The organism is Aquirufa ecclesiirivi (assembly GCF_011250515.1).
Lineage (GTDB): Bacteria > Bacteroidota > Bacteroidia > Cytophagales > Spirosomataceae > Aquirufa > Aquirufa ecclesiirivi.
Genome location: NZ_JAANOP010000004.1, coordinates 65780 through 80440 on the forward strand (window position 1 = coordinate 65780; position 14661 = coordinate 80440).

14 protein-coding genes are annotated in these 14661 nt (G+C 40.2%); 5 read left to right on the plus strand and 9 right to left on the minus strand.

Annotated elements, in window-relative coordinates:
* Window positions 1-331 precede the first annotated feature (331 nt).
* From G9H65_RS06955 to G9H65_RS06965, 3 genes are read right to left on the minus strand one after another with little or no spacing between them, the layout of a single operon-like run.
* Entirely contained in the window at window positions 332-1354 is a 1023-nt protein-coding gene (locus G9H65_RS06955) for an SMP-30/gluconolactonase/LRE family protein (RefSeq protein WP_166374627.1), read from the minus strand.
* Between the two features lie 57 nt (window positions 1355-1411).
* A complete protein-coding gene (locus G9H65_RS06960; protein WP_166374628.1) occupies window positions 1412-3124 on the minus strand; it encodes a GMC oxidoreductase in 1713 nt (570 codons plus the stop codon).
* A gap of 25 nt (window positions 3125-3149) precedes the next feature.
* Window positions 3150-3719 carry a gluconate 2-dehydrogenase subunit 3 family protein gene (locus G9H65_RS06965; protein WP_166374803.1) on the minus strand — a complete coding sequence of 190 codons (570 nt, stop codon included), beginning with the start codon at window positions 3717-3719 and terminating at the stop codon, window positions 3150-3152.
* Window positions 3720-3885: 166 nt separating this feature from the next.
* Between G9H65_RS06965 and prmC the strand changes: the two genes are divergently transcribed.
* The 5 genes from prmC (at window position 3886) to lpcA (ending at window position 7257) form a co-directional block, all read left to right on the plus strand.
* A complete protein-coding gene (gene prmC, locus G9H65_RS06970; RefSeq protein ID WP_166374629.1) occupies window positions 3886-4740 on the plus strand; it encodes a peptide chain release factor N(5)-glutamine methyltransferase in 855 nt (284 codons plus the stop codon).
* Window positions 4741-4870: 130 nt separating this feature from the next.
* Window positions 4871-5464 (plus strand): LemA family protein, encoded by a 594-nt coding sequence (locus tag G9H65_RS06975; RefSeq protein WP_166374630.1) that lies wholly within the window; start codon window positions 4871-4873, stop codon window positions 5462-5464.
* A gap of 2 nt (window positions 5465-5466) precedes the next feature.
* Window positions 5467-5892 carry a TPM domain-containing protein gene (locus tag G9H65_RS06980; protein WP_166374631.1) on the plus strand — a complete coding sequence of 142 codons (426 nt, stop codon included), beginning with the start codon at window positions 5467-5469 and terminating at the stop codon, window positions 5890-5892.
* A 46-nt stretch (window positions 5893-5938) separates the two neighbouring features.
* Window positions 5939-6658 carry a TPM domain-containing protein gene (locus G9H65_RS06985; protein ID WP_235927475.1) on the plus strand — a complete coding sequence of 240 codons (720 nt, stop codon included), beginning with the start codon at window positions 5939-5941 and terminating at the stop codon, window positions 6656-6658.
* A 14-nt stretch (window positions 6659-6672) separates the two neighbouring features.
* Window positions 6673-7257: a D-sedoheptulose 7-phosphate isomerase gene (lpcA, locus tag G9H65_RS06990; protein WP_166374633.1), complete on the plus strand. Its 585-nt coding sequence runs from the start codon at window positions 6673-6675 to the stop codon at window positions 7255-7257.
* A 126-nt stretch (window positions 7258-7383) separates the two neighbouring features.
* Here lpcA and ftsA read toward each other — a convergent pair whose 3' ends face one another.
* The 6 genes from ftsA to murD form a co-directional block, all read right to left on the minus strand.
* Window positions 7384-8709: a cell division protein FtsA gene (gene ftsA / locus G9H65_RS06995; RefSeq protein WP_166374634.1), complete on the minus strand. Its 1326-nt coding sequence runs from the start codon at window positions 8707-8709 to the stop codon at window positions 7384-7386.
* A 66-nt stretch (window positions 8710-8775) separates the two neighbouring features.
* A complete protein-coding gene (locus G9H65_RS07000) occupies window positions 8776-9567 on the minus strand; it encodes a cell division protein FtsQ/DivIB (RefSeq protein ID WP_166374635.1) in 792 nt (263 codons plus the stop codon).
* Between the two features lie 20 nt (window positions 9568-9587).
* The gene (murC, locus tag G9H65_RS07005; protein WP_166374636.1) at window positions 9588-10964 is read right to left on the minus strand and encodes a UDP-N-acetylmuramate--L-alanine ligase; all 1377 of its coding nucleotides are present in this window, start codon (window positions 10962-10964) and stop codon (window positions 9588-9590) included.
* Complete coding sequence (gene murG, locus G9H65_RS07010; RefSeq protein ID WP_166374637.1) at window positions 10954-12066, minus strand: undecaprenyldiphospho-muramoylpentapeptide beta-N-acetylglucosaminyltransferase; 1113 nt, start codon at window positions 12064-12066, stop codon at window positions 10954-10956. Before murG ends, murC begins: the two co-directional genes overlap by 11 nt.
* Window positions 12066-13241 (minus strand): FtsW/RodA/SpoVE family cell cycle protein, encoded by a 1176-nt coding sequence (locus tag G9H65_RS07015; RefSeq protein ID WP_166374638.1) that lies wholly within the window; start codon window positions 13239-13241, stop codon window positions 12066-12068. Before G9H65_RS07015 ends, murG begins: the two co-directional genes overlap by 1 nt.
* A complete protein-coding gene (murD, locus tag G9H65_RS07020; protein ID WP_166374639.1) occupies window positions 13231-14565 on the minus strand; it encodes a UDP-N-acetylmuramoyl-L-alanine--D-glutamate ligase in 1335 nt (444 codons plus the stop codon). Before murD ends, G9H65_RS07015 begins: the two co-directional genes overlap by 11 nt.
* Window positions 14566-14661 lie beyond the last annotated feature (96 nt).

Consider the following 14661-nt stretch of genomic DNA (forward strand, 5'->3'; position numbering starts at 1 on the left):
CATTCATAATCTATAAATTATAATTTCCTTAGTATGCTATTCGACATGTTCTAAAAGGCATGTCGAATTGTAGATAAAAAAGAATCTTCGATTCTCATTCATCAGTATAGATTTTGTTCTATGTTACCATTGATTGGGATTGCAAATCCCTTGAATCTGTGGTTCGACATAGCATATGTCGAACAGCGGTTGTGTAGATGCTATTCTATGTTACCATTGATTGGGATTATAAATCCCATGAATCTGTGGTTCGACATAACATATGTCGAACAGCGGTATGAATGAAATCATTCAGGCATTCATAATCTATAAATTATAATTTATAATTCCCTTACCAGCCCATCCCTTTCGTCTTCGTTCTTACTCTCAGTAAATTCATATCGGCTGTGATGAATAGGGTAGAGCCATCCTCACCAAAAGCAACGTTAGCCGTGGCACTGCCCGCTTCTATTCTGCCTAAAAGCTTACCTTCCGGACTAATAATTAGCACCCCACCTGGCCCTGTAGCCCATAAATTACCCGATTTGTCAATTTTAAATCCGTCAGGTGCTCCGCGCCAGCCACTTTTAGCTAATTCCGCACCATCAAAAAAGATTTTACCTTCTCCCAAATTACCGTCTTTGTCGACCGGGAATGCTTTCCAAATTAAACCTTTCGGGTCTGATTGGCCAACATACAAGATTTTCTCATCAGGACTAAAAGCCAAGCCATTCGGACGGGTCATGTCTTTGACTTGCAAGCTCAACTCGCCTTTATTGTTTAATCGATAAACTCCTTGAAAGGGCAATTCTTTGGCTGGTTCATCTTTTCCTCGGCCAGGTAAACCATAAGGTGGATCTGTGAAGTAATAATCCCCTGAACTGTGTTGCACCAAATCATTTGGACTATTCAATTTTTTACCCTCATATATGTGAGCTAAGGTCTTCTTTTTGGCAGGATTGTCCAAAGGCATTTCAGCTATCCTTCTGTCGCCATGTTCACAAGAAACTAAATTTCCTTTTTTGTTGATAATCAACCCATTGGCTCCAGGTTCCTCCGAATATGGGACAGTTCCCGTATAGCCAGACGGTTTTAAAAACACTTCTACTTCTTTGCCAGGAGCCCATTTGTGAATGACATTTTCAGGTACATCTGAAAAGAGTAAATAATTCCCCTTTTTCACCCATACTGGCCCTTCTGACCACGTATAACCAGTACCCAAGATTTCGATGGGCGAACTGATGTCTAGTAATTTGTCTAATGCGGGATCCAATCGATGAATTTTACCAATGGTTGGATAGCTTTTTTCCTGTGCATTCATGCTAAAAAGGCTGCCTGTTAAACAGCAAAAGAGGTAAAAGATGTTTTTTTTCATGGTCTTGTGAAAAAAAATGTGGGCTGGTATGGCCCACATTTCATTGAAAAAATCAACTTATAAATTATGTTTCTTCATTTCCTTCACAGCGAAATCGGCCGCGCGGGCTGTCAATGCCATGTAAGTTAAGGAAGGATTTACGCAAGATGCGGATGTCATAGCTGCTCCGTCTGTGATAAAAACGTTTTTTACTGAATGTACTTGGTTATTGCCATTCAATACCGACGTTTTAGGATCACGACCCATACGTGCCGTTCCCATTTCGTGGATGGCCATACCTGGATAGGAACCATTATCAAAGGCTCTCACGTTTTTCAAGCCAGCGCTTTCCAACATTTCGCGAGCATCTTCCATGATATCTTTACGCATTTTCTTCTCGTTTTCCTTGAATTCGGCGTCAAATACCACGACTGGTAATCCCCACTTATCTTTGGTATTCGCATCTAAATACATCTTGTTTTCATGGTATGGTAAGGTCTCCCCAAAACCACTTAAACCCATCATCCACGGACCTGGTTTTGTCATAGATTCTTTGTAGTCGATACCGAAGTTCAAATCACCTACTCCACGGTTCCAGCCCTGACGAGAACCACTTCCTTGGTATCCAAATCCACGTAAATAATCACGCTTATCGTTACCAATGTTGCGGTAACGAGGAATGTAGATACCATTGGCTCTACGACCGATGTAGTATTTATCTTCATCTCCTTCCCAAACTCCACTAGCGCCAATTTTAAAGTGGTGGTCCATCAAATTATGGCCTAATTCTCCTGAATCATTACCAAAACCGTTCGGGAAACGGCGTGATTTAGAATTCAATAACAAGGCTGTAGTACTTACGGTAGATCCGCAAACAAAGATGATTTTTGCATAATATTCACGCACATCTTTGGTAACAGTATCAATCACACGTACGCCTTTGGCTTTTTGTTTTTGCTCATCATATAGAATTTCCGATACCAATGAATCTGGACGAAGCGTCATTAAACCTGTTTTAGCTGCTGGAGGCAAAGTACAAGATTGAGAGCTGAAGTAGGCACCATATGGACAACCTAAACGGCACTTATTTCGGTATTGACAAGCACTACGTCCGATACCCAATTGCGCTTGTTTCGCTTCAGATAAGTTAGCCACACGACCGATCGTCATGTTACGTCCTGGGAAGTTTTTCTCAATGCGTTTTCTTACTTCTTTTTCTACGCAATACATGTCCATCGGCTTTAAGAATTCCGAATCAGGCAATTGAGGTAAACCCAAGGCTTCTCCTGAAATACCCACGTGTTTTTCCACGTAAGAATACCAAGGCGCAATGTCTTTATATCGAATAGGCCAATCTACCGCAATACCATCTTTTACATTAGCCTCAAAATCGATATCACTTAAACGATAGGTCTGGCGTCCCCACATGATGGACTTTCCTCCTACGATATTAGGACGGAACCAGTCGAAACGTTTTTCTTCTTTATACATGGAGTCGGAATCATTGAACCAATAGGTTTCCGTCATCTCGTTGTATGGATAATCACGCGCTAATTTCGGGTGACTAGCCTTTTGTTCGTTGGTTAATAAACCATTGTATTTAAAGTCCCAAGGATCTTTGTAACTCGGAGTATAACCGGTTACGTGCTCCATTTGACGACCGCGGTCTAGGACTAACACACGCAAACCTTTCTCCGTTAATTCTTTGGCAGCATATCCACCTGATACTCCTGATCCTACAATGATGGCATCGTAGGTTTGATTTTTTATTGAATCTATATTTAAGTTCATCGTTATTCTAGTCTTGACATGAAAATTAAAGAGCCCACGTTTTTTGTCCTGGTGTCATTGGCATACATCCATCAAATTTCCCTGGGATAGAAAGATATTCCAAGGCTTTGGTCGCGCCTATTTCAGAAGTGAAATAACCCGTAGTGGTTAATTCTTTCATCATGAAAAAGAAAGGAGTTGGCGCTTTTTTGCCCCGGTTAGCAGTTCTTTCTGCATCAGATTCCAACATAATACCAGTTAAGGCTTCTTTCTTTTCAACTGCACTGGCTTGAGCAAATGATTTACCTGTTTTGGCCTGACAATTGGCCTCTAATTTGGCTAAACCAGCATAAAAATGTTCTTGGTCTGCTTTGGGGTAACAATCACGTACTACCCGAACAATGAATTTCTCTACGCCAGCGGCTTTGGCTCCAGGTGTACCCGTGCTCGGGATAATGACATCGACCACTTCAGCTAACAAAGACTCTTGTTCAGCAGTAATACGTACAAATGCACCCTGGTTTAACTTTTCTCCACGCAGTCCAGCCATGGCAGGGGCAGAAACAACACCACCCATTAACATGACCACACGCTGTACAGCTTCTCTACGGTTAATGTTCATATTCAAATTAATTTATAAGGATTCAAGGTTATTGCATTGAAATAGTTCAATTTTTTCCATACGGATTTCAAATATATACAATTATAGCAAAAATACTAGTGGGTCTTGGAGGTCATTTCTAAAAAAAATATTACGTAATTTGTGGCTATAATTCATGTATATGCCCATTTTAGCTGCTGATTTAGTACGCCAAGTGAAGTCAGCCATTCAATCCTTATATTTTGTACAAGAAGTAGAAGCAATTGCTTATTTATTGGTGGAAATGAGTACGGGTGCCACACGCATGGATTGTCATCTTGGTAAAGAAGTGGAACAGCCGAAGGATTGGGAACAAGTGTTGGCTAGATTGGCCACACATGAACCTTGGCAATATGTACTCGGGAAAGGCTGGTTTCGAGACCGTATTTTTGGATTAAATCCACATACGTTGATTCCAAGGCCTGAAACGGAGGAATTAGTGGATTTGGTTTTGGGAAAAATAACTCCTAATAAGACCACCTGTAAGGTTTTAGATGTAGGCACTGGCTCAGGTTGCATTGCAATTTCCATAGCATTGGAAGCTCTGCAAGCCCAGGTGTCGGCTTGGGAAATATCTCCTGAAGCCCAAACGCAAGCGATGCAGAATGCAACATCTCTTGGAGCAAAGGTCTCCATCGAATTACAAGATGTATTTCAATGGTCTGCTCGCAGCAATTCTGAAACATGGGATATCATTGTTTCTAATCCTCCTTATGTGATGTTTCAAGAAGCATCTCAAATGGATAAGCATGTGACTGATTTTGAACCGGGTTTAGCTTTGTTTGTTCCGGATGCGAATCCTTTGATTTTTTATCAGGTATTGGAAAGTATGTCTTCCAAGCATCTCAAACAGGATGGATGGATCATGTTAGAGATTAATCAAGCATTGGGTCAGGAAACGAAAGCTCTATTTTCAACTAATCGATGGAAAAACGTGGAATTGAAACAAGATTTTCATGGGAAAGATCGTTTTGTCATTGCCCAGAGGGACATTTAAATAAGGAATCTTACATTTGTCAGGAAAATGGAACATTTATCCTTTAAAAAGCATTTTAATGGAAATTTGCAAAGGACAGATGTTAATTTGTATACCTTTGCAGAGCAAAATTTTTAAAACAATATCAACAATGAACAGAAAACTTTGGATTGCTTTGGGCGTCATTGCTCTTGTGATTTTTTGGGGAGTCGGAGTGCGTAATGGATTAGCTACTAGTGACCAAGAAGTAAAAGGGTCATGGGCTAATGTACAGTCAGCATATCAGCGTCGTGCTGATTTGATTCCTAATTTGGTTAAGACCGTACAAGGGGTTGCGAATTTTGAGAAATCAACCTTGACAGACGTGATTCAAGCACGTGCTAGTGCTACTCAAATGAAATTGGATGCTAAGGATTTGAGTCCTGAGAATATGCAGAAATACCAAGCCGCTCAATCCTCTTTGGGTGGAGCTTTGTCTCGTTTGATGGTGGTTGCTGAAAATTATCCTCAGTTGAAGGCCACAGAGAATTTCTCAGAGTTACAAGCACAGTTGGAAGGAACAGAAAACCGCATTAAAGAAGAAAGAGATCGTTTCAATGAATCGGTTAAATCTTACAATAGCAAAGTAGTTACTTTCCCCAATAATCTAATTGCTTCATTCTCTGGATTTACTGAAAAAGGATTTTTCCAAGCAGAAGCTGGTGCAGAAAAAGCTCCAGAAGTTAATTTTGACGAGAAGAAATAAGGATGCACATTAGCCAGGAACAGCAAGCTGAGATTATTCAAGCCATTAAAGAAGCTGAATTAGGAACTTCTGGTGAAATTCGTGTGCATATTGAGAGTCATTGTGAAGGGCACCCGATCGAACGATCGAAGGTGCTCTTTTTTCAATTAGGTATGAATCAAACCGATTTACAAAATGGGGTTTTGGTTTATCTAGCCATTAAAGATCGTAAATATGCCATTATCGGGGATAAAGGGATAGATGCCCAAGTATCCCCTGAATTTTGGGAAACAATACGCGATGAAATGAGGCCATATTTGGCAAAGAATGAAATAGGAGCAGGATTAGCTTGGGGTGTTCGTCGCATCGGCGAAGTATTAACCAACAGTTTTCCTTACCAAAAAGACGATATCAATGAGCTCACGGATGAGTTGTCCTTTGGGGCTTAAAATTATACGTTTATGTATCTTGGGCTTGGCTTTGTTAAGCCTGTCTATGCCTTTGCTTTGGGCACAATCGGGCATTCCCGAAAAGCCAAGCGGCTATGTGGTCGATTTGTCCAATAAATTAAGTCCAGAAGAAAAACAAAACTTAGAACAGAAATTGAGGGGCTATGCCGATAGCACCTCTACTCAATTGGAAATAGTCATTGTCCCTACAACTGGCAATACCGATCCTTACGATTATGCCATGGAAATTGGAAAATCTTGGGGTGTAGGCCAAGAGGGGAAAAACAATGGTTTAGTCTTATTGATTACATCAGAAACCCGTAAAATTAGGATTGTTACGGGTAGAGGTTTAGAATCTGTCTTACCAGATGCTACTTGTAAACGTATTATCAACCGAATATTGAAGCCTGCATTAAAGCAAGGGGATTATTATGGGGGTATCGATGCGGCCACCACGGAAATGATGCAGCGGGCGAGTGGTACTTTTCAATCGGAAGGGGATGGAGAAAAACAAGATGGAATACCTCTAGTATTCATTATTGTGCTAGTATTTATTATCATCACCATCATTCGGGCCATCAAAAATAGAGGTGGTGGTTCTGGTCCAGGCTCCACTGGCGGTGGCGGGATGTTTTTCCCACCTATTTTCTTAGGAGGTGGACATTCAGGTCGAGGCTTTGGTGGAAATGGAGGCGGAGGCGGTTTTGACTTTGGTGGATTTGGTGGAGGTGATTTTGGTGGAGGAGGAGCAGGAGGAGATTTTTAAAAGAAGAATTTATTATGGTACAACAAATAATACAAAATTCATTGGCAGAATCACAGTCGGTATTAGATCGATTTGTGAATAATCCCAAACAAATACAGGCCATTGAAGCAGCAGCACAAGTATTGGTGGATGCGCTAAAAAATGGACATAAAATTATTTCTTGTGGAAATGGTGGGAGTCATTGTGATGCCATGCATTTTGCTGAAGAACTTTCAGGACGTTACCGTGAAAACCGTCCAGCTTTGGCGGCTATGGCGATTTCAGACCCATCGCACATCACTTGTGTGAGTAATGATTTTGGCTATAACTATGTTTTTTCGCGTTTCATTGAAGGCTTAGGACAGGAGGGCGATGTGTTAGTTGGAATTTCTACCAGTGGTAATTCAGCCAGTATCATCGAGGCTGTTGCTGCCGCAAAACAAAAGGGAATGAAAGTCGTCTTACTAACAGGTAAAGATGGTGGTAAATTAGCTAATTTGGGTGATGCTGAAATACGGGTTGAGCATGAAGGTTTTGCAGACCGTATTCAAGAAATTCACATCAAGGTGATACATATTATGATACAATTGGTGGAGTTTCAAATTTTTGGTCGACAATAGAAAGCATGTTTAATGCATAAAGCCTTAGATAATCCAATCTAAGGCTTTATTTTGTTAAAGAATTTCTCTGTTATCCATAAAAAAGCCCCTGTTGTAACAGAGGCTTTTTGTGGTAGTCAAAAATTTCTAGTATTCTCCTTCAGCTTCATTACTTCCCATAAGGACATCCACTACGCGTGAGAAAATGTTTTTAATACCGGGTTTATCTTTACCGCCTTTTCCTGATTCCCCACTAGACTCTCCAATAGTGGTTGGTTCATAATCTTCCGTAGGAATAGCTTGATCTAATTGTTCATAATATACCTGAACTAAGCCTATCGCCGTTGCGAAGGAAGGATCATGGATTTCTTCAGAAGCTTGTGAATTTTGAACGACCATAGGAACACCGACACGGCATTCTAAGTCTGTTATTTTTTGGAAAAGTTCGGCGATGTCAGGTAATTGTGCAGCACCACCACAAAGTACGATACCACTTTTGAAGGATTGAGGGTCACCAATTTTACTGATTTCAGCTAATATTTTTGCCGCTAATTCTTTCAATCGCTCTTCCACAATGATGGCCAAGTTTTTTACAGATACCGGTGTAGGTTTACGACCTGCAATGCCTGGAATCATGACGACTTCATTGATATCAATCAATTTACTGATAGCAGAGCCAAAGGTGGTTTTTAATGCTTCTGCATTCTCAAGCGAAACATTTAAACCAATTCGGATATCTTCAGTGATGCGATCTCCACCCCAGTTTAACACACTGGCTTGAACCAATACTTTGTTTTGGTACACGCTGATTTCTGTCGTTCCACTTCCTATATCGACTAAAACAACGCCTTCTTCTTTTTCTTCAGGGCTCAAAACTGCCGTAGAAGCGGCAATCGGACTGAAATATACATTTCCCTTTTTGATATGATCAGACTCGGCAGCTACTAAGCATTGTACCAGCAAAGCATATTTATCAGGATTAGCTGTGACTACCATAAAATCGGCTTGGATTTTTTGTCCAATTTGACCTACCGGGTCGGTAGTCGTGGGTAAATTATCAACTTTAAAACCAATTGGAAGAGTGTGCAATAAACATGGATTCTTTTCTAAAACAGGTTTTTTGGCTTCTTCAATCAGTGCATGTATTTCTTGGATGGAAACGGCTTCTCTCGGGTTTTTGCGAATTTTGATGCTCGTATAAGGCTGCACATTAATGTGACTACCAGATAAATTCGAGGAGAAATAATAATCGGTATTTTTACCTTCTAGGGCTCCAGAAATCTTTTTTAAGGCTTCTGCAATGGCTGCAGAGGTTTTATTGATGTTAACAATTTCACCACGTAAAATATGTCCAACTGTATTGGCTTTACCAGAGGCTATGATCTCTAATTTTCCAGAGGCATTTTGTCTGCCAGCTACAGCTCTAACGAAGGAGCTACCAATGTCCAATCCGATGATTAAATCGTTCCGCATAATTTGTTATTGAAGATTACTCAAGCCTACAAGGAAGCCATAAAGGTTTAAAAATAGCTATTTTGCCTAATAATCGCAAATAACCTGATTCTTATATTTTAAGCGTACCCAGCGATACGTATTCCAACCTTTATTCGGGATAATTTTCTTATAAAATAGGGCCAATTTTTTAAATTTTGTGTCAATGTTGATCGGTAATCCAAAGTCGACCCGCGTGATACCCAAGGTAGGAATCATCACCACTCCACCATCTTCGGCTACTTCCAATTGAGATATTTGGGCTCTCCAAAATTCATTACTATTGATGTATTCAAATAGTTCAATCAGATGTTTCCCCTTGACATCACTAAGATTTTTACGGTTCTTCTTAAAAAATGCACCAGAAACCACCAAGATTCTTGGTGTGAAAAGGGGGCTTGTACCAATGAATTTGCCATCTTGAGTAACGTATTGATCGCTCAGATTAGACTCACCTACCGTATTTCTCAGAATCCGGGCAATGGGACTATATTCCTTTACAGAAATGATGATTTTGCCCGAAAAATCATAATGAGCTTCACAAGATTTTACCAAGGGGATACGTTTGACACGCTCTTCCATTTGGTGCAAGGAAATATTTTGTAAGTATTTACTGACATAATACCGAGTTCCTTGTTCGGTGACTACCTGGTTGATGTCCTTTTTCCCAAGAAGTGGTCTTTCATTTTCAGAATCTAGTTTGACAACGATCCCCGTGCATTTGATATCATGATAAGAGAGATCCGAATAAATAACGGCTGCAATCCCCATGCCCAACAAGATGATTAAGCTGATTAATCGTTTGATTAGTGCCCACTTACTTGTGTTGATTAGAGCCATGTAATGTATTTTGTTTTAATTTATTGTAGTGAGCCTTTTAAATCGGATAAAAGTAGGTCAATATCTCCTGCTCCCATCGTTACCAATAATCGAGGTTTTTGCTCTTGAATCGCAAGTTTTAAATCTTCCTTACTTATACATTGTTTCTTTTCTAAGTTAATTAATTCCAATAGTTTTTCAGAACTGACACCTGGAATAGCTAACTCCCTAGCTGGATAAATATCTAGCAAATATAATTCATCTGCCAAAGAAAGGCTTTGTGCAAAATCAGCTAAAAAATCCCTCGTTCTAGAAAATAAGTGGGGTTGGAAAACGGCCACAATTTTTTCATTGGGGTATAAGGCTCTGACTGAATTTAAGCAAGCCGCAATTTCCGTTGGATGATGCGCATAATCATCAATCATGACATGTTCATCCGTCTCCACATGGTACTCAAATCTTCGTTTAACCCCCAAGAAGCTTGCAATTCCCTCTTTGATCTCTTCCCCTGTTAAACCTACTTGCATAGCTAAAGCTGCAGCAGCCAAGGCATTTTCGATGTTATGAAATCCTGGAATGCGCATAGGAATATCCTTGATTTCACCTTCAGGATAAAGCATATCAAAGACCATTCGGTGGTTTTGAATACGGATATTAACTGCCTGGAAATCACCTGATTCTATACCAAAAGTGGCTTTTTTGTGGTTGGAACTTAAATCTAATCCTACTTTTTGAATAAAAAAGCCTTTGTCTTGAATTTGACTGACAAATAATTGAAAGGATTCAAGCACTTGTTCGGAAGCTCCATAAATATCCAAATGGTCGGCATCTGTGGAGGTAACCACCGCCGCATAGGGATGTAAAGTTAAAAATGAACGATCATATTCATCGGCTTCTACCACACAAATAATGTTATCTTTTTCCTTATTTGGAATAAAGTTGGTGCCATAATTTTGTGTAATACCCCCTAGAAAAGCCGTTACATTTTTGTTGGCATGTATCAATAAATGCGTCAATAGGGAAGATGTCGTTGTTTTTCCATGAGTTCCCGCTACGGCTAAAGTAGGGATTTGCTCCGTGATCCAACCTAATATTTCAGATCTTTTATACAAAGGAATACCCAAATCTAGTAGATAGTTTTTCTCTACATGATTCGCTGGAATAGCTGGCGTATAAATGAATAAACTATGGGCTGCATCGGCTAAAATGTTGCTTGGGATGCAGGTAATATCATCGGTATAATGAATTTGCATGCCTTCCTGACTTAAGGTTTTAGTCAGTGGGCTTTCTGTTTTATCGTAACCAGCCACAGGAAAACCATTGTGTAAAAACCAACGGGCTATGGCCGACATACCAATTCCTCCTATACCTAGGAAGTACACATATTTTAAATCTTTCAGTTGAATATTACTTTTCATGCAGGGTCAACAAGGCTAGAATGTTGGTGGCTATATCGTGTGCGGCTGATGGTTTGGCCATGGATTTACTTTGTTTTTCTATTTGAGCCAGGAGCTCTTTGTTTTGAAGGCATGTAATAGCCTCATGAACCAGGGAGTTTTTTGCCTCAACATCTTTGACCAAAATAGCAGCTCCTTCGCTAACTAAACTTTGGGCATTTTGGGTTTGATGGTCCTCTGCCGCACTAGGTAGAGGAACTAAAATACTGGCTTTCCCCACTAAACAGATTTCAGAAACAGACAAGGCTCCGGCTCTAGAAATGACTAAATCTGCGGCCGCATAAGCTAAATCCATTTCATAAATGAAGGCTGAAACATAAGCATGTAGGTCAGTTTGACTTTGAGCAGAAGCTTGCGCTTCTTTCTCAAAGGGAATACCAGTCTGCCAAATGATTTGCACCTGAGAATTGGACAATGTCTCCAGTCCTGCCTGAATAGCCAAATTGATGGTTCTTGCCCCTTGGCTGCCTCCAATGATTAAAATGCATGGCTTGTTGGGCTGTAAACCAAAATGCACCATGGCTTTTTCTTTTTTACCAGCTTGATCAATAAGGTCTTTTCGTACGGGATTACCTAAATATTGGATTTTTTCTTTTGGGAAGAATTTTTCCATGTTGGGGTAGGCCACAAATATGCGCTGAGCTTTGGAAGCTAAAAACTTATTGGTGATACCTGCAAATGAATTTTGTTCTTGGATCACATAGGGAATCCCTTTTATCCAAGCAGCCAATAACATGGGTCCGGAGGCATAGCCACCCACACCTACCGCCATATCAGGTTCAAATTCTTTCAAAATAGCCAAGGCCTTGGTTAGACTTTTGATTAATTTGAAAGGAAACAATACGTTTTTCATCATGTGTTGTCGATTAATCCCCACAATGGGTAAACCCACAATCTTAAAGCCCGCTTTGGGTACTTTTTCCATTTCCATTTTGCCTTCTGCCCCCACAAATAGAAATTCACAACGAGGTACTATTTCTTGTATGGCAGAAGCAATGGCAATGGCTGGATAGATATGTCCGCCAGTACCCCCTCCTGAAATGATGATTCTTTTTGGTTTCACTAAATAATTGTTTTTAAATCTTTGGTTTCTTGTTCTTTATCCCGACTTACGGATAAGATAAGTCCAATACTAATGGCTGTAAATATCAAGGAGGTACCACCGGCAGAAACCATGGGCATGGGTTGCCCTGTCACGGGACCAGCACCAACGGCTACCAGCATGTTGATGAATGCTTGAAATACGATGGAAAAAGTGAGGCCTGCCGACAGTAATCCCCCAAAAGGTTTACCGCTATGCCGTACGGCATTGGCACCTCGGTACATGAGCCAAAGGAAAAAGAGCGGGATGAAAATGGCCACAACAATGCCATACTCTTCTACGATGATCGCATAAACAAAATCCGATTCTGCTTGAGAAAGGAAGTAGCGTTGCTGGCTACGACCAGGGCCTTTAGGACTTAATGCGCCGGTGGCAATGGCATAGTAACTGCGATACAATTGGTAATCCTCATCCTTTTTATCGACGGATTTACCGTCTTTTTTTCCAACACGATTACTAAAGTTGGCAATCCTGGCTTTAACGGTTTTGGCTCTTTGACCTATTTCTAAGGTAACAACTAAACTTGCTAAAATGGCTACTGAGGCTATGATGTAGCCAATTTGCTTCCAAGGTACTCGACCAAAAATCATTAGAATGATACTGGTTAAGAAGATCAAAATGCTGGTGGAGAAGTTCGATAGCATGATGAGAAAGCAAGTGATTCCAATTTTAATTAATAACCAAAGGAAAAACTGCCAATTATAGGCTTCGGGGTTGGATTGGCGTGTGGAGAAATCTTTAGCAAGACTCCCAATCAGACACAATTTAGCCATGTCAGAAGGCATGAAAGAGATGGGTCCTATTTCTAGCCAGCGACTGGCTCCACCTTTACTTTCACCAAAAACAAAGGCAACAAGAATCAAGATCCAAGAGAACAGTAGGGCTACATGGCTGTATTGAGCAAATTTTAGGTAGTTCTGTCGTGAAAACCAGGACATCAAAATGAAAGAAAAAATCAAAATCACCATGGATTTGATGAAACTAAAAATGGGGTCCATGGGATTCATCATCACCATTCTTCCTTTGGCAGAAAACTGAATCAGTAATCCAAAGGCATTTAGGACAAAGACGATGAACCAAATTTGGTAATCACCAGCGAGTTTAGATTTGATGTATTCGGTGATTCTATTTTCCATCGGTGAGTGTTTTTACCATGGCTTTAAATTGATTTCCCCGATCTTCATAGTTTTTGAATAAATCAAAACTTGCACAAGCAGGAGAGAGCAATACTATATCTCCAGCTTGTCCCCACTCCAAACTTTTTTCTACGGCAGCTTGTAAATTGTCGGTTGAAAATAGGGAAGAACAGATGGGGCCAAAATGTTTTACTAATTTTTGATTGTCTGTTCCTAGGCAAATAATACCTTTCACTTTTTCTTTGACCAAATCATCTAAGACCTCATACTCATTGCCCTTATCTACTCCACCGATCAACAAAATAATAGGTTGTTTGAAACTATTTAGCGCATAAAATACGGCATCGACGTTGGTTGCTTTGGAGTCATTGATAAATTGAATACCTTTCCATGAACCACAAGGTTCTAGCCGATGCGGAGCATTTTCAAATGTATGTAAAGCCTGATGTATGGACTCGGCAGAGATGCCAACAGCTTCTGCAGCTAGGATGGCGGCCGACATATTAATGGCATTGTGAGGTCCTTTTAGTGGAGCTTCATTGAGGTCTAATTGGAAATGAGAAGATCCTTTGATTTTATCAGGTCGAATCAGCATGTCGGCTTGCTCATTGTCGAAGCTAATGGTTTTTACCTGAGCTTGATGGGGCATCGAGTTAGCATGTGATTGCCAAACTGGATCATCAGACCAAAAGATGCAAGTAGTTTGCGGTTTGGCATTCTGAAAAATCCGAAATTTTGATTGAATGTAATTTTCGAATTGGTATTCGTAGCGGTCTAAATGATCTGGTGTAATGTTTAATAAAACAGCGACATCTGGGGTAAAATGAAAGCAACGATCTAATTGAAAACTGGAAATCTCCAAGACATAATAATCGTGTTGGTTTTCCATGACTTGTTTGGCAAAACTATGGCCAATATTTCCTGCCAGGCCTACCTGTAAACCCGCTTCTTTCAATAAATGATAAGTTAAAAGCGTGGTAGTCGTTTTTCCATTACTACCTGTGATAGCGATGATTTTAGCTTGGGTATATCGGGAAGCAAATTCAATTTCAGATACTAATGAAATGTTTTTTTGCTTGATTTCTTGGACGATGGGGCTTTTCTCGGGTATGCCTGGGCTGATGATAATCTCTTGAGCATCAAGTATGTTGTTCATGGAATGCGTTCCTTGTTCAAAAGGAATTTGGGCATCCAATAAACTCTGTTGGTATTCGGGTTTTAATTGCCCTTGATCGGATAAAAATACGTCGAAGCCTTTATGTTTGGCCAACAGGGCAGCCCCCACGCCACTTTCACCTCCGCCTAGGACTACGATTTTTGACATTCGCTTAAAAAAGAAAGGAAAATTAAAGATATAAACTAATACAAGTTAGAAAATGTCTTGGACTAATGAAAATGAGAAAAGACTACTATGTATAAA

Bases quoted from the DNA above. Each gene is read 5' to 3' on its own strand.
- G9H65_RS06955 (WP_166374627.1), bottom strand. From the start codon at position 1,354: ATGAAAAAAAACATCTTTTACCTCTTTTGCTGTTTAACAGGCAGCCTT.
- G9H65_RS06960 (WP_166374628.1), bottom strand. From the start codon at position 3,124: ATGAACTTAAATATAGATTCAATAAAAAATCAAACCTACGATGCCATC.
- prmC (WP_166374629.1), top strand. From the start codon at position 3,886: ATGCCCATTTTAGCTGCTGATTTAGTACGCCAAGTGAAGTCAGCCATT.
- G9H65_RS06975 (WP_166374630.1), top strand. From the start codon at position 4,871: ATGAACAGAAAACTTTGGATTGCTTTGGGCGTCATTGCTCTTGTGATT.
- G9H65_RS06980 (WP_166374631.1), top strand. From the start codon at position 5,467: ATGCACATTAGCCAGGAACAGCAAGCTGAGATTATTCAAGCCATTAAA.
- G9H65_RS06985 (WP_235927475.1), top strand. From the start codon at position 5,939: ATGCCTTTGCTTTGGGCACAATCGGGCATTCCCGAAAAGCCAAGCGGC.
- lpcA (WP_166374633.1), top strand. From the start codon at position 6,673: ATGGTACAACAAATAATACAAAATTCATTGGCAGAATCACAGTCGGTA.
- ftsA (WP_166374634.1), bottom strand. From the start codon at position 8,709: ATGCGGAACGATTTAATCATCGGATTGGACATTGGTAGCTCCTTCGTT.
- G9H65_RS07000 (WP_166374635.1), bottom strand. From the start codon at position 9,567: ATGGCTCTAATCAACACAAGTAAGTGGGCACTAATCAAACGATTAATC.
- murC (WP_166374636.1), bottom strand. From the start codon at position 10,964: ATGAAAAGTAATATTCAACTGAAAGATTTAAAATATGTGTACTTCCTA.
- G9H65_RS07015 (WP_166374638.1), bottom strand. From the start codon at position 13,241: ATGGAAAATAGAATCACCGAATACATCAAATCTAAACTCGCTGGTGAT.
- murD (WP_166374639.1), bottom strand. From the start codon at position 14,565: ATGTCAAAAATCGTAGTCCTAGGCGGAGGTGAAAGTGGCGTGGGGGCT.